Annotated in this window: 21 protein-coding genes and 1 pseudogene; 12 read left to right on the top strand and 10 right to left on the bottom strand. The window is 47.1% G+C overall.

Annotation, left to right across the window (positions count from 1 at the left end):
• Window positions 1–142: 142 nt before the first annotated feature.
• Window positions 143–382, top strand: a complete 240-nt coding sequence (locus Q0171_RS01850) for a hypothetical protein (protein WP_299326057.1) — start codon at window positions 143–145, stop codon at window positions 380–382.
• Window positions 346–963 (top strand): FkbM family methyltransferase, encoded by a 618-nt coding sequence (locus Q0171_RS01855; RefSeq protein WP_299326058.1) that lies wholly within the window; start codon window positions 346–348, stop codon window positions 961–963. Before Q0171_RS01850 ends, Q0171_RS01855 begins: the two co-directional genes overlap by 37 nt.
• A 31-nt stretch (window positions 964–994) precedes the next feature.
• Here the strand turns inward: Q0171_RS01855 and Q0171_RS01860 are convergent, their stop codons facing one another.
• From Q0171_RS01860 to mraY, 4 genes and pseudogenes are all read right to left on the bottom strand, one after another.
• Window positions 995–1,891: a DMT family transporter gene (locus Q0171_RS01860; protein ID WP_299326059.1), complete on the bottom strand. Its 897-nt coding sequence runs from the start codon at window positions 1,889–1,891 to the stop codon at window positions 995–997.
• 13 nt (window positions 1,892–1,904) lie between these two features.
• A complete protein-coding gene (locus Q0171_RS01865; RefSeq protein WP_299326061.1) occupies window positions 1,905–5,009 on the bottom strand; it encodes a valine--tRNA ligase in 3,105 nt (1,034 codons plus the stop codon).
• A gap of 1,288 nt (window positions 5,010–6,297) precedes the next feature.
• Window positions 6,298–7,707 (bottom strand): annotated as a pseudogene (locus Q0171_RS01870) (Mur ligase family protein); the annotation flags it as partial.
• A gap of 8 nt (window positions 7,708–7,715) precedes the next feature.
• Window positions 7,716–8,780, bottom strand: a complete 1,065-nt coding sequence (mraY, locus tag Q0171_RS01875; RefSeq protein WP_299326063.1) for a phospho-N-acetylmuramoyl-pentapeptide-transferase — start codon at window positions 8,778–8,780, stop codon at window positions 7,716–7,718.
• A 92-nt stretch (window positions 8,781–8,872) separates the two neighbouring features.
• Here mraY and Q0171_RS01880 point away from each other — a divergent pair, with 92 nt between their 5' ends.
• The 6 genes from Q0171_RS01880 (at window position 8,873) to glf (ending at window position 14,706) form a co-directional block, all read left to right on the top strand.
• Window positions 8,873–10,381 (top strand): O-antigen ligase family protein, encoded by a 1,509-nt coding sequence (locus Q0171_RS01880; RefSeq protein ID WP_299326065.1) that lies wholly within the window; start codon window positions 8,873–8,875, stop codon window positions 10,379–10,381.
• Entirely contained in the window at window positions 10,368–11,414 is a 1,047-nt protein-coding gene (locus tag Q0171_RS01885) for a glycosyltransferase family 2 protein (protein ID WP_299326066.1), read from the top strand. The genes Q0171_RS01880 and Q0171_RS01885 overlap by 14 nt, the downstream gene beginning before the upstream one ends.
• Window positions 11,414–11,536, top strand: coding sequence for a hypothetical protein (locus Q0171_RS01890; protein ID WP_299326068.1), 123 nt, complete (start codon window positions 11,414–11,416; stop codon window positions 11,534–11,536). The genes Q0171_RS01885 and Q0171_RS01890 overlap by 1 nt, the downstream gene beginning before the upstream one ends.
• Window positions 11,487–12,431, top strand: a complete 945-nt coding sequence (locus Q0171_RS01895) for a radical SAM protein (RefSeq protein WP_299326070.1) — start codon at window positions 11,487–11,489, stop codon at window positions 12,429–12,431. Before Q0171_RS01890 ends, Q0171_RS01895 begins: the two co-directional genes overlap by 50 nt.
• A 158-nt stretch (window positions 12,432–12,589) precedes the next feature.
• Window positions 12,590–13,603, top strand: a complete 1,014-nt coding sequence (locus tag Q0171_RS01900) for a DUF4422 domain-containing protein (RefSeq protein ID WP_299326072.1) — start codon at window positions 12,590–12,592, stop codon at window positions 13,601–13,603.
• Window positions 13,600–14,706, top strand: a complete 1,107-nt coding sequence (gene glf, locus Q0171_RS01905) for a UDP-galactopyranose mutase (protein WP_299326074.1) — start codon at window positions 13,600–13,602, stop codon at window positions 14,704–14,706. The genes Q0171_RS01900 and glf overlap by 4 nt, the downstream gene beginning before the upstream one ends.
• A gap of 117 nt (window positions 14,707–14,823) precedes the next feature.
• Here the strand turns inward: glf and Q0171_RS01910 are convergent, their stop codons facing one another.
• The 5 genes from Q0171_RS01910 to Q0171_RS01930 form a co-directional block, all read right to left on the bottom strand.
• A complete protein-coding gene (locus tag Q0171_RS01910; RefSeq protein WP_299326076.1) occupies window positions 14,824–16,566 on the bottom strand; it encodes an ABC transporter ATP-binding protein in 1,743 nt (580 codons plus the stop codon).
• Entirely contained in the window at window positions 16,563–17,657 is a 1,095-nt protein-coding gene (locus tag Q0171_RS01915) for an ABC transporter permease (protein ID WP_299326077.1), read from the bottom strand. Before Q0171_RS01915 ends, Q0171_RS01910 begins: the two co-directional genes overlap by 4 nt.
• Window positions 17,658–17,661: 4 nt before the next feature.
• Window positions 17,662–18,309: a DJ-1 family glyoxalase III gene (locus Q0171_RS01920; RefSeq protein ID WP_299326078.1), complete on the bottom strand. Its 648-nt coding sequence runs from the start codon at window positions 18,307–18,309 to the stop codon at window positions 17,662–17,664.
• Between the two features lie 64 nt (window positions 18,310–18,373).
• Window positions 18,374–19,084 (bottom strand): pirin family protein, encoded by a 711-nt coding sequence (locus tag Q0171_RS01925; protein WP_299326079.1) that lies wholly within the window; start codon window positions 19,082–19,084, stop codon window positions 18,374–18,376.
• A gap of 15 nt (window positions 19,085–19,099) precedes the next feature.
• Window positions 19,100–20,059 carry a hypothetical protein gene (locus Q0171_RS01930; protein WP_299326080.1) on the bottom strand — a complete coding sequence of 320 codons (960 nt, stop codon included), beginning with the start codon at window positions 20,057–20,059 and terminating at the stop codon, window positions 19,100–19,102.
• A gap of 196 nt (window positions 20,060–20,255) precedes the next feature.
• Between Q0171_RS01930 and Q0171_RS01935 the strand changes: the two genes are divergently transcribed.
• The 3 genes from Q0171_RS01935 (at window position 20,256) to prpC (ending at window position 23,775) form a co-directional block, all read left to right on the top strand.
• Window positions 20,256–21,599, top strand: coding sequence for a butyryl-CoA:acetate CoA-transferase (locus tag Q0171_RS01935; protein WP_299326082.1), 1,344 nt, complete (start codon window positions 20,256–20,258; stop codon window positions 21,597–21,599).
• Between the two features lie 105 nt (window positions 21,600–21,704).
• Window positions 21,705–22,586 (top strand): methylisocitrate lyase, encoded by an 882-nt coding sequence (gene prpB, locus Q0171_RS01940; RefSeq protein ID WP_299326084.1) that lies wholly within the window; start codon window positions 21,705–21,707, stop codon window positions 22,584–22,586.
• A gap of 34 nt (window positions 22,587–22,620) precedes the next feature.
• Window positions 22,621–23,775, top strand: coding sequence for a 2-methylcitrate synthase (gene prpC / locus Q0171_RS01945; protein ID WP_299326086.1), 1,155 nt, complete (start codon window positions 22,621–22,623; stop codon window positions 23,773–23,775).
• On the opposite strand, the gene Q0171_RS01950 is transcribed toward prpC, so the two are convergent.
• The gene (locus Q0171_RS01950) at window positions 23,759–23,911 is read right to left on the bottom strand and encodes a hypothetical protein (protein WP_299326088.1); all 153 of its coding nucleotides are present in this window, start codon (window positions 23,909–23,911) and stop codon (window positions 23,759–23,761) included. The two genes, prpC and Q0171_RS01950, sit on opposite strands and share 17 nt — an antisense overlap.
• A 240-nt stretch (window positions 23,912–24,151) precedes the next feature.
• Between Q0171_RS01950 and Q0171_RS01955 the strand changes: the two genes are divergently transcribed.
• Window positions 24,152–24,782: MmgE/PrpD family protein (locus tag Q0171_RS01955; RefSeq protein WP_299326090.1), on the top strand; the 631-nt coding region annotated here is incomplete at its 3' end.

Consider the following 24,782-nt stretch of genomic DNA (forward strand, 5'->3'; position numbering starts at 1 on the left):
CTTTAGGGATCAATCTTTTCATGGTTGATTGCATGAGATAGATTCTGCTATCTCGTTGAGTTTGGCACTTGTGATGTGTAAATGCTTAAGATGACATGTGCTAGAATCCCGAGTTAGAATTCAAAGTAGTAAAGGAATGCAGATGAATTTGTTGTCACAACACAAACCTATGCGGTATAAAATCTATGAGAGAATGCTCATCTATGTGTTGCATAAGCTAGGAATAGGCACAGGTTGGAATTTCCAATTAAGCGGGGAGGAAGTTGCGTTTGAGTTTTTGTTTCGTCAAAATTCTCCGCTATGTGTGTTTGATGTGGGGGCGAATGTTGGTTCATATGCAAGCGCATGTTTAGCATATGCGGGGGGGGGGGAACTCTCCTAGATTCTAAAAATCGTTTAGAAATTCACTGCTTTGAACCCTCTGCTTTCACTTTTGCCAAACTTTCACAGACTCATGCAAACAACCCAGTGATTAGGCTTAATAACTGCGCACTTTCAAATCGTGAAGAAGAGGCGATCCTCTATTCTGATGGCGATGGATCTGGGCTTGCTAGTTTAACAAAAAGGCGACTTGATCATTTTGCAATAGACTTCAATAAGCAAGAAAACATCACGCTCACCACGCTTGATACCTATGCTATGACGCACAATATCGAGCACATACATTTGCTTAAGCTTGATGTTGAGGGACATGAGCTTGATGTGTTGCATGGTGGATTAGAGCTTTTTGATCAAGAAAAAATCGATATGGTAACATTTGAGTTTGGTGGGTGCAATATCGATACTCGCACATTTTTTCAAGACTTTTGGTATTTCTTTACGGAGAAAAACTTTCTAATTTTTCGTATATTGCCGCGAGGCAAGCTGCTACCGATAACATCTTATAAAGAAACCTATGAGCAATTTATCACAACAAACTATCTAGCTATACGGAAAGAAGTGCGAGATTCTAGCGTATTTTAGTAGCTTGTGTTTTAGGTAGTGTGGGGCTTGTTTAGCGCTTAAAGTAGTTGATGAGATAAATGCTAATGATAGCTAGAATCCCGCCAATAATGGTCGATAGGCTTGGGATCTCGCCCAGGAGCATATACGCAAATCCTAGCGAAAATATCGGCACAAGTAGCGCGTAGATCCCGCCCTCCACCACGCCTAGCACAAACAGGGCTTTATAGAAAATTGTCGTAGCAAACACCGTGCAAAACACCGCCGCCAGCGCCAAAAATGCGTAAAATGCCAGCGGCTTATCCACAAGCGCAGCTAAAAACATCACGCTAGATTCTGCCCCAACGCCCAGCATGCTAGAATCTGGCAAAAATAGTGCAGGAGAGAGTAGGGCACAAGTCATGAGGCTGGAGTAGAAGTTAAGCGTGATTGCATTTAGTGAATGTGTGGCTTTGCGCGAGGCGAGCATGAGTAGCGCCCAATCTAGCGCTGCGAGCATATAGATCATGTAAAATGCGCTAAAAATCGCGCGCATATTGCCGAAAAAGTCAATCAAAAACGCACATGCTAGCACACCAAGCGCTAGCCCAAAGTGCGCACTAACGCTAAGACTTTGGCGTGTGTAGGCGCTCCAAAGTAGGGCGGCGATAATGGGGGAGAGGACTTCGGTGATGACGCCCGCATGCCCAGAATCCCCATAAGGCATGCCTACATACATGAGATAGGAGTAGAGCGCATTTAGCGCACCTGTGAGCAGTAGGGGAATGCGTGCAGGTTTGGGGATAGAAAAAGGGATTTTAAAGCAAAGCATAAGCGGGATAAAACACACGCTCACCAGCACATAGCGCAAGCTTGCAATTTGCGCAGGCGAGCCATACGCTAGCAGCATTTTTGATAGAGGCCACACAAGTCCCCAGCCCATCATCGCTAGCACAAGCAAAATGCGCATAGCCGCTTCTCCGCTATTTTTGCGCAAATATGGCTAATTGTGCTAGCACCTCTGCTTGCTTTGCCTTGGCTTCTGCAAGTGCGGTGGCGTTGGACTCTAGGACTTCTTTTGGCGCGTTGGCTTTAAATTTCTCATTAGATTCTAGGGCTTGGAGCTTGGTGATTTCTTTTTCAAGTTTTAGATTCTGGTTGTTTAGGCGCGTGATGATGGGAGCTAGGTCAATGCCTTGCAATGGTAGATAGCTTTTGACTAGCGATCCAATATCTGCCACGCAGTCTTTATCTAGCCCATTTCGCGCCTTTGTATCCACGCATTCAATCGCGCCTACTTTAGCAAGCTTGCAAATCGCCTGCAATGCGGCAGGATTTAGCGGTATATCTGTGGCGATATAGGCAAGCTCAATGGGCTTGTTTGCTAGATCGATTAGGGCTTTCGCACGGCGCAAGGACACAATAGCATCTTTGATATATGCGTAATCCTGCTCTATCGCGCTATCTTGGGACACTTCGCTAGGGTAGCGCGTAATCATTATCGACTCGCTGGATTCTAGCTCGCTGCCGCGCAAGGTGTGGTAGAGCGATTCTGTGAGAAATGGCATATATGGGTGCAGCAGCTTCATCGCTTCTATCATCACGCTTCCAAGCTCGGCAATGGACTCCTTTTGCGCCTTTGCTAGCTCAATGCACCAATCACAAAACTCCCCCCACAAAAAGCGATACGCCACACTCGCGCCATCATTAAAGCGGTAGGATTCTAGCGCGGCTTTAAGATCTTTTGTCGCGCTATTTAGGCGCGATTTGGCGTAGCGACCAAGCGGCGTGTGGTAGGCGTTTAGCCCTGTGCGCTCTGTAAAGCCGCTGAAATGCTCGTCTTGTTGCTTGGCATAGAGTAGGAGAAACTGCGCGGCGTTATAGAGTTTATTAGCAAAATTTTTGGCAAGCTCTAGCTGGGATTTAGCTAGGCGCACATCTCGCCCCTGTGCGCAGGAATATGCTAGGGCAAAGCGCAGGGAATCCGCCCCAAACTCCTCTATCATCGCTAAAGGATCGATGACATTGCCCCTAGATTTACTCATCTTTTGCCCAAATTCATCACGCACAAGCGCGTGCAAATACACATCTCTAAAGGGCAGCTCCCCTAGCAGACTCTCCCCGCTAAAGAGCATTCTAGCCACCCAGAAAAAGAGAATATCAAAGCCTGTGATAAGCAAAGAGTTTGGATAAAAGCGCGCAAGATCAGTGGCGTTATACTGCTCCTTACACGCGCCGCCATTCCCCCAGCCAAGCGTGCTAAACGCCCACAGCCCCGAGCTAAACCAAGTATCTAGCACATCAGGGTCTTGCAGCACGCTAGAGTGGCATTTGGGGCAGATGGATTCACGCTCGTTTTTGCTAGCAAATATATGCCCACACGCGCTATTTTGGCAATACCACACCGGAATCCTATGCCCCCACCATAGCTGGCGTGAGATGCACCAAGGGCGGAGGTCGCGCATCCAAGCATTAAAATTATTCAACCACTGCGGCGGGTGGAAACGCGCTTGAGCGTGGGGCGATTCAGCTTTTGGGCTAGAATCGTGGATTTCATCGCCGCACTGCGTCGATAGACCCCCAAGTCTTATCTCCTTGCGCGGCTCGAAAAGCCCCGATTCTAGCTCCAAAATCTTAGAATCGCTTGGGCTTTTACTAGAATCTAGGTTTGCTCGTGCTTGCGGCGTGTTGAGAATTGGGGCGTTTTGGGTAAAAATCCTAGAATCCTGTGCGGAGTTGGCTAGAGTTGTGGCGGTGCTAGAATCCTCGTTTGGCGTTGGCTTTGCCGCGCTTTTTGTGGATTCTGGGGCAGTATCCGCGCGGCAGGATTTTTGAGCTAAAAATGGGGCTTTGCAAGGCAAGTCAAGGGAGTTACCTTGAGCGGTAATGACCGCAGGCTCGCCGCCGCAATCGCCATTTTTAGCCAAAAAGCCAACGCGATCCCCCAAAGCTGAATCCCTTTTTTGTAAATTAACTTTTTCTATCGTGCTTGCGGCTATCCCCTCACCAATAAACCACTGCCTAGAAACATAAGGCTCTATCACATTCCCACAGCGATAGCACACGCCCACTTGATTGCTATAAGGCTGTATTTTCTCCACCGCGCCTGCTTGCTGCAGTGCCTCCACAATATCCGCCCTAGCTTCTAACCTATCTCGCCCAGCAAAGCCCAGCGCGTAGTCATTTAGCACGCCTTTTTCATCAAAGATGACAATGGATTCTAGCGCGTGTGCCTTGCCTACGGCATAGTCGTTTATATCGTGCGCGGGCGTTACTTTCACCACCCCTGTGCCAAACTCCATATCCACTGCGTTATCGGCGATTATGGGGACCTCTCTGCCTACCAAAGGCAGCCGCACGCACTTGCCAAGCAAATGTGTATAGCGCGTATCTTGTGGATTTATCATCACCGCGCTATCGCCCAAAAATGTCTCCGGGCGCGTGGTAGCCACAATCAGCACTTCATTAGAATCCACCACAGGATAGCGCAGGTGGTATAAATGCGTCTCTTGCTCCTTATACTCCACTTCAATGTCTGAGAGCGCGCCATCTTTGACACACCAATTCACCATATAATCCCCCTGATAAATTAGCCCCCTTTCATACCACGCCACAAAGGCTTCTCTCACGGCATTTTGCAGCCCAGAGTCCATCGTAAAGCGCAGGCGCGACCACGCTGGGCTAATGCCTAGGGCTTGCATTTGCTCAACTATCTTGCCCCCGGATTCTTCCTTCCACTGCCATACGCGCTTGATAAACTCCTCTCGCCCAAGTGTCTCCTTGCTTAGTCCTTGCGCTAAAAGCTGCTTTTCTACGACATTTTGCGTGGCAATGCCTGCGTGATCGAGTCCGGGCTGATAGAGTGTGGCAAAGCCATCCATCCGCTTAAATCGCGTGATGATGTCTTGCAGCGTGAAAGTAAGCGCGTGCCCTATGTGTAGCACGCCTGTTACATTGGGTGGGGGCATCATTAGGGCAAAAGTTTTATCGCTCTTAGCGATATTGGCGTTGCCCTCTATTTCAAAATACCCACGCTCTTTACAAATGCGATAAATGCGCTGCTCTATGGATTTGGGATCATAGCTCATTAGAATCCTTTATTGTGGTGCTTGGGGCAAGGCTGCGTGCTAGGGACTTAAACCGCTCTCCGCGCTCTTTGTAGGAGGAGAATTGATCGAGGCTGGCGGCGGCAGGGGAGAGGAGGCAGACGAAGTCTTGGCTTGGCTTGGGCGTTGGCTTTTGCGCTTGTGGCGATTCAGCTTTTAGCGAAAAATGCGGGAGCGGCGAAAAATCCCTGCGGTCATTACCGCTAAGGTAACTCCCTTGTGATTTTCCTTGCAACCCACATTTTTCATCTAAAATCTTAGAATCGCTCGGGTTTTTACTAGAATCTAGGTTTGCTCGTGCTTGCGGCGTGTTGAGAATTGGGGCGTTTTGAGAAAACACATTTGAGTCTTTGCTCTTTAAACTCCTAGAATCCTGTGCGGAGTTGGCTAGAGTTTGGGCTTCATTACTAGAATCCACTTTTTCACCAATCGCGTTTTTTTCGTCATTGCGAGCGGTGCTTGCACCGCGTGGCGATCCATTTTGGGCGTGTTTAAAAGTGGATTCTAGGTTTTTACAATCCTGCCGCCTAGTTGCTTGGCTAGAAAACACACTTTCAGCCTCTGCGTTCTGCGGCTCGCTTAGATTTTGAGCATTACTAGAATCCACTTTTTCACCAATCGCGTTTTTTCCGTCATTGCGAGCAAGCGCGTTAGCGGTTGCGTGGCAATCCATAAATCCTGCGATTATCGCCCAAATCTTTTCCATAGCGCAATCCAGCGTGCCGCATTTATGCGCTCTGACACTATGGCGTGCGGCGAGATCTAGGAGCTTTGGCTCATTGCTACCGATAGTGAAGATCTCCACGCGCTTAAGCCCTGCTAGCAGCGTGAAAATCTCACTGCAATCCGCCCCTTTATCATCACCCCCTAGGATCAAAAACAATGTGCGATCCTTATAGCGCGTAATCGCCTGTAAAGTCGCATCAGTATTTGTGCCTTTGGAGTCATCGACAAAGAGCCATTCCGCCCCAAACGCGCGGACATAAAACTCCTCCATACGATGTGCGCCGATTGTGAAGCTAGCAAGCGTGGGGAGAAAAGTAGCAGTAGTGATATGGGGACATTGGCGCGACAAAGCAAACGCGCAGCAAAGCGCGATATACGCATCAAGCAAAAATGGCTCAAAAAAGGGCAGAGAATCTAGGGCTTTTTCATCTCCTAGCCCATTTTTAAGCAAATACGCACGCAAATCGCTAGAATCCGCATAGTAAATCATCTCCCCTGCAAACTCCTTACACAAGCGATGATCGCGCAAAGCACTAGGCACAATCGCCACGCTATCAACCCCCATTCGCGCCAGCGGAGAGAGCTTATCGCATACATAGTTTTCAAAGCCATTGTGCCAGCTGATGTGATCAGGGCTTAGGGGCAAAAGCGCGTAGATACTAGGCGTGGCGGTCCTTGTGTAGTGCAGGGCAAAGGAGCTAGTCTCTAGGATCCACAAGGGCGCGTTTTGCTCATAGAGTGTGATAAGCGGTGTGCCGATGTTACCCCCAGCGCGTGCGCCAAAGGGGGAGAGGATGGATTCTAGCATTTGGGTGGTGGTAGTCTTGCCATTAGTTCCACTTACCCATATTTGTGTGTGGGGCGATTCAGCTTTTGGGCTAGAATCGTGGATTTCATCGCCGCACTGCGTCGATAGACCTCCAAGTCTTATCTCCTTGCGCGGCTTGAAAAGCCCCGATTCTAGCTCCAAAATCTTAGAATCGCTGGGGCTTTTTTGGGGCGTTGGCTTTTCTAAAGAAACTGCGCTTCGCTTGTTTTGGGCTAAAAATGGCGATTGCTGCGGCGAGTCTGCAGTTACGCACGCCCAAGTGCGCGCCTTTGACTCGCCTTGCAAAGCCCCATTTTTATCTCCAAAATCCTGCCGCCTAGTTGCGTTTTGAGAAAACACATTTTCAGCCTCTGCGTTCTGCGGCTCGCTTAGATTTTTGGCGTTTTGGGTAAAAATCCTAGAATCCTGTGCGGATTCGCTTAGAGTTGCGGTGGTGCTAGAATCCACTTTTTGCGATTGTTGTGCGTTTTGCTCAAAAGTGGATTCTTTGGTGTGGTTTGTGGATTGCCACGCTTTGTCTTGCGCCAAAGCTCGCAATGACAGAGAAGCTTGATTTTCTTCTTCTAGGATTCTAGGAGTTATGCTTGTTTGTTTATCAATCTTGGCACAGGATTCTAGGATTTGCGATGAGAAATCTTTGCTTTGCGAGCGCGTGCAAGGGCGCATACTTGAGGTATGTAACCGCCGCGCGCGCGATGCAATCAAAGATTTATCGCGCAAAGCCGAATCCACCAAAGAAGCTAAATCTCCACACAACGACCAGATGAAGTCGTATTCACTTATCGCATTCCTCGCCCCCCCAAAATACCTATGATCTGGCGGAATCCCCGGGCTTAGAATCTCTAGCGCACTAGATTCTGCGCAAAACTCCCTAGAATCTAGCAAGATATTCTCCACATCGCCCCCACCGCTAGAATCCGCATTTTTCATCTCCAGCCCTTTCCCCTCTGGCTTATCATCATAAATCGCGCAAGCCTTCCCCAATGCGTTCAAAAACGCCACAATCGGCTTGGTCGTAACGCCATAGCCCAAAATACTAATAGAAGGGCGGCTAGTGGGCGAGCTAGATTCTAGGGCGTGAGCGATGGCAGCGGCTTGAAGCTCTTTAGGCAGTGGCTCTAGCATACTCGCTCCTAGCGCACTTTCAGGCTTAGGAGCGCGATTAGGTTTGAGAGCAGCGCGATAATCCAAAAGCGCACGATGATTTTGTTCTCCGCCCAGCCCTTTTGCTCGAAGTGGTGGTGGATAGGTGCCATAAGAAACACGCGCTTTTTGCGCATTTTGTAGCTGCCAATTTGCAGCATCACAGAGAGCGTCTCAATCACAAAAATTAGCCCAATGAGTAGCAGCAGCACTTCATTATTTGACACAATCGCCATATACGCCATAAAGCCGCCAATGCTTAAGCTCCCACTATCGCCCATAAAGACTTGGGCAGGGTGGCAGTTATACCACAGGAAGCCTAGCAGCGCGCCTATCATCGCCACGCCCACGATCATAAGCTCCCCAGCATTCACCACGGGCAAGAAGAGATACCGCCCAAACTCCACATTCCCAGCAAGATACACAAACACGCATAGTGTGCCAAGCGCGAAGATAGAAGGCACACACGCCAAGCCATCAAGCCCATCGGTGATATTGACTGCGTTTGTTGTCGCTAGAAAGACGAGAATCCAAAAGGCAATCATAAGCGCAGGATACGCACTAAGGGAAAAAAGGGGCTTTTTCATAAAAGGGAGATAAAAATCACCGCTTAAATGCGCCCCGTAATGCAGCCCAAGACTAATCCCAAATGCTGCTAGCAGCAGTAGCAGCATTTTTGCCCTAGCACTCATACCGGCATTGGATTTTCTAGCGATTTTCATATAGTCATCACGCGCACCAATAAGCCCAAAAACTACCATCGTTACCACGCCTAGCACGGCAAAGAGATTGCTAAGCTGGATACACAAAAGCGCGGCGATAGTCGCAGAGATGATAAACACGCTCCCGCCCATTGTGGGGGTGTTCGTTTTGCCTTGATGTGCTGGGACATAGCTGGAGATAGGCTGATTTGCCTTGCGTGCCTTAGCCCATAGGATAAAAAATGGCATACACCACGCGCACAACACAAACGCGACAAAAAAGCTCACCCCTGCGCGGAAAGTAAGGTATTTGAAAATATTTATATCAAAATACGAGTAGAGATAATACAGCACACACACTCCTTAACACAGCTGCCGCAAACCGCAGCCCACACAAGCCTAAAATAAAGCGCAAATTATAGTAGTTTTACCTTAAAAAGTGTAGAATGCGCGATTTTAGCAGCTACCTAGAATCGCAATCTATACGCTATCAAACAAGAATCAAACAAGGAGCATTTGTGCCCATCAAGCCCCTAGAATCTAGCGCGTTTAAGACCACCGCGCTGTATATAAGCCTAGCACTTGTAATCACTAGTATTGCGATTTTGCCTTTTTCTTACTCTGTTATTTCTATCAAGCTCCCTGTCAATTTGCTCTTTATCGCGCTTGGGGTGCTTGCGCTTGGATTTTGGCGCGAGTATAGGGAGCTTGCGTGCGATGTGCGTAAGATATGGTTCGCGCTTGTGTGCTTGCTTGTGGTGGTTGTTATGGCGTATATCTCGCTCTTTTGGGCGGTGGATTCTAGGGCGACTTTGCAGGCGATTCGGCAGTATCTGCTAGAGCCTAGCGTGTTTCTTGTGCTTGGCTTTTTGCTCACCACAAGGCTTGATGAAAGGGGGTTAAGACTGCTGCTTATAGGGCTTTGCCTAGCACTAAGCTACCACCCCATTGCTACACTATGGGATTTTTTTGCTTCTGCGCAATTTAAAGAAAATGGCTTTGCCATTATGGGCTATTATCGTGCGATGAGCCACCTTTTTCACACGCCGCATGCCACGCTTTATGCCTTTTGGCTTGCTTTAGGGTTTTGTATCACACTTGCTTTCGTGGTATATGCTAGAGGCTTAGGCAGGATATTAGCTTTCATCGCGCTTGTGGTGATATTTTTTAGCTCTTTGGCAAATGGCAGCCGATTTTTAGTCCTTACTTGTTGCTTTTGCTTGCTATTACCTTTTATTCTGCTTTCCTATAAGCATAAAGCTAAAATCCTGCTAAGTGTGGGCTTGTTGGTGTGTATCGCTAGCTTTGGGGCATATTTCTTTAGCGATAAGCTCAATCCGCGCTTTAATGTAAAAAATATGATTGATAATTTCCGTATCGTGTGGAGCTACTATCCCGCAGAAATGGGGCGATTTAGCCCAGATTGTTATACATACTTAGATTGCTCGGTGTATTCCAAACAAGAAGATGAAAATTCTAAGCATATCCGCTATGAAGAAAGCTCGCTTTCAAGAATTGCTGCTATGAAAAGTGGGCTAACAATCGCTTCGCTTAACCCCTTTATCCCTCACGGATTTGGCTCGCTTAGTGAGCTTATGAAAAATCTTAGTGCAAATTATGAGGAAAAGCTCCTGCCTTATCGCTACTTACCTATCAATGGCGTGCGATCTCCTATGTCTCACATTCATCATCAGTGGATTTCTTTCCTTTGTGAGACAAGTATCATAGGGCTAGTGGCTATCTCGCTATTTTTTATATATTTTCTCGCGCAAACACAAAAGGCTCTTATATGCTCTACAAGCACGACAGCAAGCATAATCATTCTAAGCTTGGGGTGCTTTGTCGGTGCGCTGATGTTTATGTTTAACTTTGACATTATGCTGTGGCGAGAAGAGAATCTAGCGACTTTTATCTTGCTTGGTATTTTGCTTGGGGTGTGCTATGGCAAACGCTAGCCCCCTAGTCTCTGTGATAATCCCTATCTACAATGTAGAATCCTATCTCCCGCAGTGCCTAGACTCTGTGCTAGCACAGAGCTATGAGAACCTAGAAATTCTGCTTATCAACGATGGCAGCACGGATTCTAGTGGAGCGATCGCCAAAGCCTATGCAGACAAAGACCCTAGAATCCACCTTTTTACCCAAGCAAATGCAGGGCAGAGTGCCGCGCGTAATCTTGGGCTAGAACACGCGCAGGGCGAGTATGTGTCCTTTATCGATAGTGATGACTATATCGATAGGGACTTTATCAAAGAGCTTTTTGATCATGCTTGCAAAACTGCTCGCACAACTATCCAAACAAATTTTTTATTGTTTGGGGAAGAGTTTTCCCAAATTGAAGCAGATTTTTTTTCAAAAAAGCAGCTAGATTTTACACTCGCACCACAAACAATCCAATACCTTTCTTTTTATGGTGTGAGCACACTTTTTAGGCGAGAGATTATTGAGAAATGGGGCATAAGATTCCCACTAAATCGAAGCAATGCAGAGGATTCATCATTTCTATATCGTTATGTTTGTTTTGCGCCAGATATTAGCTTGATTTATGGTAGCGCATACCACTATCGTCAAAGCCCAACCACAGCAACAGGCAAAATACGACAAAGTCGCCAGATTCCGCTCGAGCCGATTGATACTTTTGTAGAAATTTATAAATGGTATAAGCAATATAACTGCCTTTTGTTGTATGGCTTGCCATTCAAGCTGCTTTATAGCTTTGATAATCATGCTGGTAATGTTACAGATTATATCCATCGGGTGCAATCTTGTGTAGCAGGACTCGATATACCAGAAGAAATCATTAAGCAAGACAAAAAAATGCAGCAATTTATGCAAGCAAAAGATAGCAAAGATTTTTTCCTCAAGCGTTACTTGGATTCTGCGCGTGGATTTAGGCGGTATTTCCGCCTACGCATTAAGCCAAAGGATAGAGAAGCACTTTTTGTCTGCTTTGGTCGCGTGATATTTTATTACAGAAAGGAGCAATGATGAGATTCCACCTACTTCGCAACCCACTTTTCAAAGACCGCTATATCCGCCATAATAAAAATATGGCGCTTTATGCCCAAAAGCTACGGGATTCTAACGGGGGGGGGGGGGGAGCAAAGTAGCTGCCCATCTATGCTGGCGCGATTCAAGCGTGAGATTCTCCGCACATTTGGCACTTCGTGGTATCGCCTGCGATTTTTACTAGGGAAAGTAGATGTCCCACAGATAGAGATTGTCCTAACGACTAAATGCACGCTTCGCTGTGAGTCTTGCGCAAACTTAATGCAGTATTTTTCTAGCGAGCAGCAGTTTGCTACGGATTTTGCCCATATCAAGCCCGATCTCGATAGACTCCTAGCACAGGTGGATTCTATATCGCTTTTTAGTATCTTAGGCGGAGAGCCGCTACTTTTCAAAGAGCTGCCACAGCTTATAAACTATCTCACAAAAGAGCCAAAAATCAAAGCAGTAGAGCTAATTACCAATGCTACAATCCCTTTTAAAGACGAGCTGCTACAATGCTTACAGCACCCTAAAGTGCGTGTAGCTATGAGTGATTATAGCTCCAATCAAGCCCTTGCAAAAACTTTGCACCAGCAAGACATCATAAAATCTTTACAATCCTATGGGGTCAATTATATTGTGCGTGATTCTGCAGCTGTGTGGAAAGATATAGGCAAAATCTACAAGCGCAACCGCTCCCAAGAAGATATTAGAAAAAACTATCTCGCGTGTAAAATGCCTTGCGTAAGCCTGCTCTGCCACGACAAAGACAAGCCAAGTCAGGCGACCATAAGCGTCTGCCCTATCGCTTCTGCATTGACAAAGCTCCATAATATCGATGAGTTTGAAGGGGATTTTGTCCGTGTGGATTCTAAAAATTTTAGAGAAGACATTGTGCGATTCTATGCGCAAGACTACTATAAAGCCTGCGACTACTGCCCAAACAAATGGGAGCAAGCCAAGCCTATCCCCCCAGCTATCCAAACAGACCAAACCCTAAGCTTAACTCCCTAAATCTCTATCCTAAATAGCCCTGCTTGCTCTGCAAGCTCTATACTCTACCTTAAGAGTGCCTATTTCGCGCCAATTGCGGCGCGGCAGTATCAAAAAAAAAAAAAACGCGCTATAATTCCCCCCAAATTCCCATACACGCGATACTTTAAGGACATATTATGCTAGAGAGCGCCCATAGCCCAGCCAAGCCCCAAGAATCCACACCCCTAATCCTTGTGTGCTACCATAAATTCTCTACACCCATCATCGCTAGCGAGATCCTGCGCCCCATTATCGTCGGCGCGGCAAATATGGGAGAGGGAGCAAAAGCCCTGCAAGAGAAGCTAGAATCTAAACTGCCTAAAAATTTGCGATTAGAGGGGGGAAAGCAGATTTTGCTAGATTCTAGCGGCGATAATATCTCCCACCTAAACCCCCACTTCTGCGAGCTTACGGCGATGTATTGGGCGTGGAAAAATGTGGATTCTAGCTATTATGGGCTGTTTCACTACCGCAGGATTTTAGATTTAAGCGAGCAAGCCTTAAAAGCTCCGCCAAGCCTAGAGCCTACCCAAGTCAATGCCAAGAAAAAATGGAGGGCAAGTGCGTTTGGATATGCAAAAGAGCGCGTAGATGAGCTACTAGCTCACTATGACATTATCCTGCCCCAGAGATATATCGATCGCACAGATAACCTAGACTTTAGTGATATGACACTCTATGACATTTACGCCAAATACCACTACGCAAAGGATTTAGACAGGATCATCGAGCTTATCAAATCTCGCCACCCAGAAATGCAAGCCGCGCTAGAAAAAGTGCTTTTCACCAAGCCTCCTAGGTGGCATATCGCCAATATGTTTATAATGCGTAAAGAGTTGTATTTCGCGTATTGTGAGTGGCTGTTTCCACTGCTTTTTGCGCTTGAAGCAGAAATTGATATAAGCAGCTATGATTCTTACCAAGCCAGAATCTATGGCTTCCTAGCCGAGCGGATCTTTAACATCTGGCTTGAGTATCAACGCCAAACAACGCAGCCTAGAATCCTAGAAGCACCGATGATCCTTTTTATGCACAAAAAGCCCCTAATCGGCTGGGAGATAAACGAAAAATACAAGCGATTTTACTTTTTTGGGCTGCGTTTGTATAAAGCCCCCATTAAGCCTGCGCTAGATAACAAGGAGCAAATGTGAGAAATCTCATCATCGGCGCAGGGCTTAGCGGACTTGTGCTAGCAGAGCGGCTAGCAAATGATAGGGGCGAAGAAGTTCTACTCATCGATAGGCGCGATCACATCGGCGGGAATTGTGCGGATAAGGATTGGGGTGGGATTTTGGTGCATAGCTATGGGGCGCATATTTTCCATACCAAAAGCCCTGAAGTGTGGGAGTATATCACGCGCTTTGCTCTTTTCTACCCCTATATGCACAAGGTCTTTGGGCTAGTGCAAGGGCAGCTAATCCCAATCCCTTTCAATCTCAACGCCTTGAACGCCATTTTCCCCCACTCTCAAGCACAAGAGCTAGAATCCACTTTATTACGCACCTTTGGCTTTGGCTCTAGGGTGAGTATTTTAGAGCTAAGGAAGCATAAAGATTTAGAGACAATCGCAGAGTTTATCTATGAAAATATCTTTTATCACTACACTTTGAAGCAGTGGCAGTGCAACCCTGAAGAGCTAGACCCTAGCGTGTTTGAGCGCGTGCCAATCATCATCGCTAAAGATGATCGCTACTTCCCAGCCGACCCATATCAAGGCATACCATTAGAGGGATATAGCGCGGCGTTTGCCAAGATGATTACAAGCAAGCGCATAGAAGTGCGGCTTGGCATAGAGTTTGCCGAGCTAGAATCTAGCGGAGTGGATATAGATAGCTTTGATAGAGTGTTTTATAGCGGGGCGATTGATGAGTATTTTGGCTATAAATTTGGCGAGCTGTCCTACCGCAGCCTAGAGCTAAAGACACTGCGTTTAGAGAGAGAGTATTTTGGCAGCAGCTCTGTCATCAACTACCCTAAAAACTACGACTTCACGCGCATAATCGAGCATAAATACTTCCTAGATACCAAAGCCCCTCACACCATCATCACCTATGAATACCCCAAAAAGTGGCGACTCGGCGATGAGCGATACTACCCCCTGCCCACCCAAGCCGCCAAAGCCGCCTATGAAGCCTACGCTAAAGAAGCCAAAAAGCTTAAAAATGTCTTTTTCATCGGGCGTTTGGGGGCTTACCAATACTACGATATGGACAAGGCGATAGAAGAGGCACTAAGGCTATATAAAAGCTTGTAGGCTGTTTTGGGCGTAGGGGGATTTGGCTGTTGTGAAAAGCTGGGGGGCGTGATTTATCGCAAAATCCCGCACACTTCTCTTGTGTATGTTCTTGCCTAGCTCTTGTTATTTTCTCATCTATCTTTTTGTGGCAAGTAAGCGCTTGGTATAGTCATGCTTTGGCGTATTAAACACTTTTTCAAGTCTGCCTTGCTCGATCACCCGCCCAGAATCCACCACCAGCACCTCCGCACACATCGCCCTAATCACATCTAAATCATGGCTAATCATCACATAGCTAAGAGAGTGTTTATGCTGGAGCTGCTGCAAAAGGGTGATAATTTCCTTTTGTGTGGTTTTATCTAGAGCGCTGGTTGGCTCATCGAGAAGCAGGATTTTCGCGCCACTTGCAAGCGCCCTGGCGATACACACTCGCTGCGCCTCCCCACCACTAAGATCTTGCGTATAGCGGTAGAGAAACCGCGCCCCAAGCCCCACACTCTCTAGCAGCGCGATAATATCTTGCGCGAGGTTTGGGCATGTGGGATTCTGTGAGATTTGAGTGCTTGGGCTTGTTGGGGCAGGATTGTGGCGAGATGTTTTTGCCCTATGTGCTGCATGTAGTGCCTCTTGCAAAATCTCTAGCACGCACATGCGTGGATTGAGCGCGAGCAAGGGGTCTTGGAAAACAATTTGCACGCAGCGGATAAACTCTCTGTCGCGCTTGCTGCTTGTGTAGATTTTGCTGTCGTTATTGGTGCTAGCTATGCGTAGCTCTCCGCTACTAGATTCTAGCCCTAGGATACCAAGCGCTAGGCTGGATTTCCCGCTACCGCTTGCGCCGATAATCCCCAGCGAGCTTTTAGCACAAAGCGCAAAATCTACGCCACTAATCGCGGCAGTGCGCTTGGTGAAAAGCCCATTATGCGTGTGATAGACGCTAAAGTCTCGCACGCTCATAGCTGGTGTGTGGGCGTTTGATTCTAGCTGGGCTTTGGGGAGATCTAGGGCATTTAGTAGCATTTTGGTATAGGGGTGGAGTGTGTCGGGCTCACCCACAGATTGTTGCCCAAACTGCTTAAAAATCGCATTGGTCTGTGTATCGACTATGCGACCATCTTTCATGACATACACGCGCTTGGCAAATCGTTCCACAAGTGCCAAATCATGGCTGATAAAGATAATCGCCACATCGGCAAAAGAGTCTAAAAGCTCTAAAATCTGGCGCTGGATATGCGCATCTAGTGCAGTAGTAGGCTCATCGCAGATGAGAATCTGCGGGCGTAGCATACTCATCATCGCAATGCACACTCGCTGTGCTTCTCCGCCGCTTAGCCTGTGGGGCAGGCGAGATTTGATCGCTGGCTCTAGCCCCACGCTACGCAGCGCCTCATCGACTTTCTCTCTGCGTGCTTGGCGTTTGAGATGTGGTGCGTGGAGAAGAAGCATTTCTTCAAGCTGCTTTTGCACAGGGTGTAGGGGGTTAAGCGCGAGCTTGGGAGACTGCGGGATATAGGCGATTGTCTTAGCACGAAGGTTTCGCCAAATCCTAGAATCTACTTTCATATTTTCTAGGCAGATTTGTGTGCCAGCGAGCGTGATTTTGCCTGTGGTGGATTCTGGCGCAATGAGCCCTAGCAGCAGCTTGGCAAGCAGGCTTTTCCCGCTCCCGCTCTCGCCGATGATTGCCACGCGATCGCGCGCAAAAACCTCCAAGCCCACATTCTCTAGGGCGAACTCCCCAAAGTGCGCGCAAATACCTTGCGCGCGCAGCAGTGGGAGCTGCGCGTTTGGGGACTTCGGCAGGCTAGGTTGTGGCGGCTTAGATTCTGGCAAGTATGCCATACTAGAATCCAGCGCCAAATCCACATCGTGCGTCATGGCAAGGACTTTGGCACTAGGGCATCACGCACGCCCTCGCCGATGAAGCAGAGTGCGGAGAGTAGGAGTGCTATGGAGATAAAGCCGCTTATAGCAAGGTGCGGGGAGGCGAGATTGTTTTTACCCTGCTCAAGTAGCTCGCCTAGACTCGCACTCCCCACCGGCATGCCAAACCCAAGGAAATCTAGCGTGATAAGCGTGCTAATCGAGCCTACCATAAGAAATGGCACATACGCGATTGTGGCGATACAAGCATTTGGCAGTATGTGTGCAAACATCACGCGCCAGTCGCTCATGCCAAGTGCTTTGGCGGCTTTGACATAGGTGGCATTGCGCACCTTGAGAAACTCTGCGCGCACAATTGTGCTAAGTGTGATCCAGCTAAATGCTAGCACAATCCCTAGAATCCACCAAAAGCTTGGGTTGATAAAGCTTGAAAGAATGATAAGGAGAAAGAGTAGCGGGATACTCGCATAAATCTCCACACCCCGCTGACCTAGCAGATCGATAAATCCACCATAATACCCTTGCACTCCGCCGATGAGAATCCCAAGCACCACACTACACACACTAAGCACAATCCCAAACACAATGCTCACGCGCATGCCATAGAGTAGGCGTGCAGCGACATCGCGAGCTTGATCATCTGTGCCTAGCCAGTGCGCGGAATCTGGCGGTGTAGGCGCAGGCGAGTGCAGATCAAGCACGATTGTGTCATAGCTATACGGGATAGGTGCGCGCAGGACAAATGAATCTGCTAGCAGGGATTTCATATAGGGGTCGTTGTAGTCTGGCTCGGTGAAGAAATCCCCGCCAAATGCGCTCTCTGGGTAGGAATTGAGTATGGGGAAAAATAGCGTGCCTTGATGATAGATAAGCAGGGGTTTGTGGTTGGCGATGAGGTTTGCTCCAAGCGATAGCGCGAGTAGGAAGCAGAAAATATAGAGCGAGATTCTCGCGCGTGTATTTGCCTTGAATACTCTCCAGCGCGCATGCCAAAGTGAGCGCCGCAGTGAGCGTAGGCTTTGCACATGGCTTGCTGGGGGCGAAATGTGCGGTGGGCAGGACTCTTGCGCGCAAGTGTGCTTCATGGCTCTAGTGGCGCACGATCGTCGGTGTGGCGTGGAGCTTGTCGATGAGCAGCTCTTTTTCCATGGCTGCTATCATGGAATCCACCGCTTTAGAATCCTTTTGCGCAGAATCTTGTAGCAAATAGCGTGCAATCTCTAGCGCGAAAAATGGCGCACTCGCGGGACCAGCACCAGTGATTTGGCGATGTTGCACGACCACACTTGCGTGCTGATTGTAGTGCGCGCCATTGTTGCTGGCAGTGCTACATGCGCTATGGCAGCTTGGGTAGCAGGCGAACTCTCCGCTAAGCACCCCAGCAGTATCTAGCACAATAGGTGAAGCACAAATCGCAGCTAGCAGCTTGCCCTGCGCGCTAAACTCACGCAGTAGTTTTTTGAGCTGTGTGCAAGCGCGGAGATTTTCCATGCCTTGCGCACCACCTGGAAGCGCGATTCCATCGCAAGCTTCAAGCTCTTTGGCGTGTAAGTCGGCTAGGCTTTTTGGCGCGATGATTTCTATCCCATGTGCGCCTGTATATGCGCGTTTCCCAGCAACTCCTGCTAGCAGCACCTCCACCCCACAGCGACACAGGATATCAATAATGCTAATGCACTCGATTTCTTCAAATCCATCGGCTAGAGGGACTAGAATCTGTTTTTGACTAGCTTGCATGAGAATCCTTTAGTGTAAGAGATAGGATTGTTATGGAATGTTTGCTTGCGCGGTGGTTTGCGTTTTAGGGCAGATCAAATATCAACACTTCATTGCTAGAATCTAAACCTTTGAGAGTGAAGCTAGATTCTGCGCAGCACATCACGCCATCGCTTGTTTCTATGACAAAGGGCTTGGTTTGGCTAGATTCTATCTCTAGTTTGCCACGCACCACTTGGATATACGCCCTCCTACTATTTTCTTTGCCACTTTCAAAGCTAAAAGTCTCACTCGCAATATCCCTATACAGCCATAACCGCATATCTTGATAGACTTTTAGAGAATCTTGCTCGGCGTTTGGGGAGAGAATAAGCGTTTTATTTTGACTTTTGTCGAACGCTTTTTGCTCATATCGTGGGGTAATACCTAGCTCATTTGGCTGAATCCATATTTGATAAAAATGCAACGGCTCATCTAAAAGATTAAACTCTGAATGCGTGATACCACTGCCTGCACTCATTATTTGAAACTCCCCGCTTGGCACACGCTCTTCATTGCCCATACTATCTTTATGCGCGATGCTCCCACTTAGCACATAAGTCAAAATCTCCATATCCTTATGCGAATGCGTCCCAAAGCCTTGGCTTGGCTCTACTCTGTCTTCATTGATGACGCGCAACGCACTAAATCCCATAAATCTCTCATCATAATACCCTGCAAACGAAAAGCTATGATAGGTATCAAGCCAGCCGTGATTAAAATGCCCTCGCTCATTTGCCTTGCGTAGTGTTAGCATACGAACTCCTTTGGATTAAAGTGTAGTATTATCAAAATGATGGTGCAAATCTTTAGAGAGTGCGCTCATAAAGAGTGGGCTATATGGTGTTTTGTCCGCTATTACTGCGCAAAAGTGTAGCATATCTTTTTGCTGTGCAATACACTCAAGGCAGAGTTTTAGAATCTGTGAGGCATGGTCTTTTGGGATATGTTTTGGAGCGTGGCTTGGCGAGGTGAAGTGCTTGTGGATTCTATGCACAAGCGTTTTGTTTGTGATTTCTAAAATCATAGAATCTATGGGCATTTTCACAAACATCAAATTTTCTTGTGGCTGAAGCGAAATATATGTGCTATCAACGCCAAAGATTTTGGTGCTATATGAATCAAAGAGATATAAGCTTTTGTTGTAGTTGTCTTCTAAGCTCTCCAGCATTAGCTCAAGCACGCTTATGCGCTGGGCTTTTGTGTAAAAATTGCCAATAGGGGAAAAAGCAAAGCGCAGTAAGGATTCTATGCTATACCATTCCACACTTTCAAAGCCGTGCTCTAGCATTAGCTCATAGCGTTTTATGCGCAAAGCTTGCGCGTGGATAGAGTTGCCAAACTTGTAGGGAAAGGTAACAATTTTATCGCGATAGGCTGGGGAAGGGAAGCGCGGGTGAATGACGAAGCGGCGTTTGGATTCTCGCTCCAAGATGTATTCTAAGCTCCCTTCATAACCTTTGTCTATGATTGTTATCTCGCTTTGTGGCAGGGCGTTTAGCAGGGAGAGAAACTCATCTTTTTCACAATCTTGCTCCCAAATCCTGCCAGGGTAGCGGAAAAATGTAGAAATAGCTTGGCACACTTCTAGGGGCGGTGCTTTGGCGACACTTTTATCAATCCACGAAGTGAGCGTGCGTCTATCCTTGCCGATGATTTGGGCGAATTTACTTACGCTTAGCCCACTGCGCTCATAAATGATGAGCAAGCGATCTAAAATACTCAATGCCATAACTCGCCTTTGCACAATTTTTATACAAGATCGCAAAATATGTGCAGATTCTACAAAAAAAGAGCAAAAATTGTGCAAAGAAAATAGCCATAACTTATGTAGAATGGATTCCGTAGTAGCAAATGGGATTGCTATAAATCAAGCAAAACTAGCTTGGATAGGCAACCCAAATCCACCAGAATCTAAAGGAGCGACTATGAATGTATATGCGTTATATAGCCAAAAGCTAACCACCGCGCAAAAAGCAGTGAGTATCGTAAAATCTGGCGATTGGGTGGATTATGGCTGGGCGGTAACTACGCCTGTGGCATTGGATAAAGCGCTTAGTGAGCGAATCACACAGCTACAAGATATCAAGCTGCGTGGCGGAGTGCTAGTGCAAATGCCAGAAGTTTTTAAAGTCGATACAGAGGGCAAACATGCTTCATGGCACACTTGGCATGCTAGCGGGATTGGGCGCAAGCTCATTGATCAAGGGCTGGGATTTTATATCCCTATGCGCTACTCTGAGCTTCCTCGACATTACAGAGAGACTGCGCCTAAGCCAAATGTCGTCATGCTGCAAGTTACCCCTATGGATAAACATGGGTATTTTAACTTTGGTCCAAGCGCTTCGCATTTGGCAGCTTGTATCGAGCAGGCGGATATTGTCATCGTCGAGGTAAATAAAAATATCCCGCGCTGTCTTGGTGGGTTTGGTGCAGATGTGCATATTACACAGGTGGATATGGTTGTCGAGGGCGAGAATCCAGCGCTTGTGGAAATCCCATCTGCGCAGATTAGCCCAGAAGATGAAGCCGTGGCGAAGCTTATTGTAGAAGAGATTGGTGATGGGGCGTGTTTGCAGCTTGGGATTGGTGGTATGCCAAATGCTGTGGGAAGCTTCATAGCAAAATCTGATCTCAAAGATCTTGGCGTGCATACAGAGGTCTATGTCGATGCGTTTGTGGAGATGACGCTTGCTGGCAAGGTGAGTGGTAAATATAAGCAGCTTAATAAAGGTCGCCAGACATATTCGTTTGCCATGGGGAGTAAGAGGCTCTATGATTTTTTAGACAATAATCCAGAGTGCATGAGCGCGCCTGTGGATTATACAAATGATATACGCACAATCTCCGCGCTTGATAATTTCGTCTCTATCAATAATGCCGTAGATGTCGATCTCTTCGGGCAGGTGAATTCCGAGTCTTCTGGCACAAGGCATATCAGCGGCGCTGGCGGTCAGCTAGATTTTGTGCTAGGTGCATATCTAGCCAAAAATGGCAAAAGCTTTATCTGCTGCTCCTCAACTATGAAAGCTAAAGATGGCACACTAAAATCGCGAATTCTCCCCACGCTCCATACCGGCAGTATTGTAACAGCCACGCGAGCCAATGTGCATTATCTTGTTACAGAATATGGCAAAGTCAATCTCAAAGGTCTCTCCACCTGGGAGAAATGTGAGGCGATTATCTCTATCGCTCACCCGGATTTCCGTGAAGAGCTTATCCAAAAAGCCCAAGAGATGAAAATCTGGCGCGCGAGCAACAAAATCCGCTAAAGCGCTCAAGATAGTATCCTAAATCACTTGTAAAGGAGGCAAAGCATTTACAGAGGATCGCCACAAGCGACCAGATGACAACCCAACATATAGAAAGGAGCAAACATGGTTGTAAAAACTCAAGGTGAAAAATTTCGCGAGGCAGTCGCAGCGAACAATCCGCTGCAAATCATAGGCGTGATTAACGCCTACTCTGCTATACAAGCACAAAAAAGCGGTGCAAAGGCTTTGTATCTAAGTGGCGGTGCATTAGCGGCGATGAGCTTAGGTGTGCCTGATCTTGGCATTAGCTCATTAGAAGATGTCTGCATTGATGTGCGTCGCATTACAGCAGTGAGTGATTTGCCCTTGCTTGTAGATGCGGACACGGGCTGGGGTGGGGCGTTTAATATCGCTAGGACGATTAAAGACTTAACGCGAAGTGGAGCAGCAGGCTGCCACATAGAAGACCAAGTCGCGCAAAAACGCTGCGGACACCGCCCAAACAAAGAGCTTGTCAGCAAAGAAGAGATGTGTGATAGGATAAAAGCGGCAATGGACGCAAAGCTAGATTCTAGCTTTGTGGTAATGGCAAGGACTGATGCCCACGCAAGTGAGGGGCAAAACGCAGCGATTGAAAGAGCATTAGCCTATGTAGAAGCAGGGGCGGATATGATCTTTGCTGAAGCAATCCACACACTAGAAGAGTATAGGCAATTTACTGAAGTCATAAAAGTGCCAGTTCTAGCAAATATCACAGAATTTGGCAAAACGCCTTATTTCACGCGTGATGAGCTAGCAAATGTAGGAATCTCTATGGTGCTTTACCCCCTATCAGCAGCAAGGGCGATGAATAAGGCGGCTTTAGCGGTGTTTAGAGATATTATCAACAATGGCTCACAGAAAAATAGCATAGATTCTATGCAAACACGCGATGAGCTATATGAAATGCTTGGCTACCACGAGTATGAGCAAAAGCTCGACACACTTTTTAAAAGCAAAAAATAATCTACAAAAGATACTTTAATAGAAAGGAGCAACAATGGCAGCACCAACAGAAAAAGTAGTAAAAAAAGTCGGCGGACTAGCAGGGATAAGCGCGGGAGAATCCGCTATCTGCACTTGTGGCACAGGACACGGGCTAAATTACAGGGGCTATGATATTTATGATTTAGCCGAGCATTGTGAGTTTGAGGAAGTAGCATATTTGCTATTAAAAGAGAAGCTACCAAATAAGGCGGAGCTAGAATCGTTCAAAAAGGAATTGATTACCGCACGAAGCTTACCAAAAGAGCTAAAAGAAGTGCTAAAACTTCTGCCAAAAGACGCACACCCTATGGATATTATGCGGACAGCGTGTTCTACGCTTGGCTGCTTAGAGCCTGAAGAATATGATGTATTTAAAGCATCTTTTCCAAATCAGCAGAGAATTGGCACAAGGCTTTTAGGGATTTTCCCAAGTGTGCTGACTTTCTGGCATCATTATCACACAAGCGGCAAGGAGATAAGCACAGAATCTAGCCAAGATTCTATCGCTGGGTATTTTCTAGAATCCCTGCACCAAAAAGAGCCAAAAGAGCTATGGGTAAAGGCTATGCACGCAAGTTTGATTCTGTATGCAGAGCACGAGTTTAATGCCTCTACATTTACCGCAAGGGTGATTACTGCGACAATGTCTGATGTGTATGCGGGAATCACGGGGGCGATTGGGGCGTTAAGGGGACCACTGCACGGCGGAGCGAATGAAGCGGCGATGGATTTGATAGAGGAGTTTAAAACACCAGAGCAAGCAACGCAGGGGATTTTAGACAAACTTGCTAGAAAAGATAAGATTATGGGCTTTGGACATCGCGTATATGTGGAGAAAGACCCACGCAATGTGGTGATTAAGGCGTGGAGTAAAAAATTGAGTGAAGATGTGAAAGACACAAAGGGGCTATACCCCATAAGTGAAGCGATAGAAAAGGTAATGTGGGAGCAAAAGAAGCTTTTCCCAAATCTTGATTTTTATAGTGCGAGTGCCTATCACTTTATGGGGATTCCCACGCCGTATTTCACGCCGATTTTTATCTTTTCACGCACGGCAGGGTGGCTGGCACATATCTTTGAGCAAAGGGGGAATAATAAGTTAATTAGACCTAGTTCGCAATATATAGGACCAGAAAACAAAGCGTTTATCCCTATGGATAAGCGTTAATCTTTTGCGTGCTTTTGCGGGAGTCTGCGGCGTGGGCTTGCTCATTACCACTCAAGGTAAATCCCTTCGCCCACGCCTTGACAACCCACAAAATCATCGCAAAATCTTTAACGCTTGGGGCGTGTAGCCCTGCCATACAAGTGGCAACTTGAGCAAATATTTAGCTTGGCAATCAGCGGCGGTGAATCTAGATTCTAGATTCTAGAATTTTATAAAAACACAAATTCTAGCCATTGCTCTGTTGCTTTGTGAGTTTTTAGGGGTTTTTACAATGGGAGTTACCTTGAGTGGTAATGACTATTGTAAAAATCCCTAAATCTTGCAAATGGACAGACAAGGGCGGATTTTACTACACCTAAATTACAAGGAGAATACAATGAGTGCCGATATGGGAACACTAGATACCAAACGACCAGAATTTGATGAGCTGCTAACAAAAATTGCACGCTATGCGTTGGAGTATAAGATTAACTCCCCTTTAGCATACGAGACGGCTAGATACTGCCTTATGGATACCATAGGTTGCGGACTTTTGGCATTAAACTTTCCAGCTTGCACCAAGCTTTTAGGACCTGTTGTTGAGGGCGCGGAGTTTCGCCCTTTAGGAGCGAAAATCCCGGGGACTAGCTATCAGCTAGAGCCAGAGCGAGCGGCGTTTAATGTGGGAGCTATGGTTAGGTGGCTTGATTTTAATGACACTTGGCTAGCCGCAGAGTGGGGACACCCAAGCGATAATCTAGGGGCGATTTGGGCAGTAGCTGACTATCTAAGCCGCAAAAATATTGCTGAAGGCAAAGAGCCTTTAAAAGTCAAAGATGTGCTAAGTGCGATGATTAAAGCCCACGAGATTCAAGGTGTATTGGCGTTAGAAAACTGCTTTAACAAAGTAGGGCTAGACCACGTGCTGCTTGTTAGGATCGCTTCTACTGCAGTGGCGTGCGCTATGCTTGGTGGGAGCTTTGAAGAAGTGCGAAACGCGGTAAGCCACGCTTTCATTGATGGCGGGG

This window comes from uncultured Helicobacter sp. (assembly GCF_937906905.1).
In the GTDB taxonomy this organism is placed as follows: Bacteria; Campylobacterota; Campylobacteria; order Campylobacterales; family Helicobacteraceae; genus Helicobacter_B.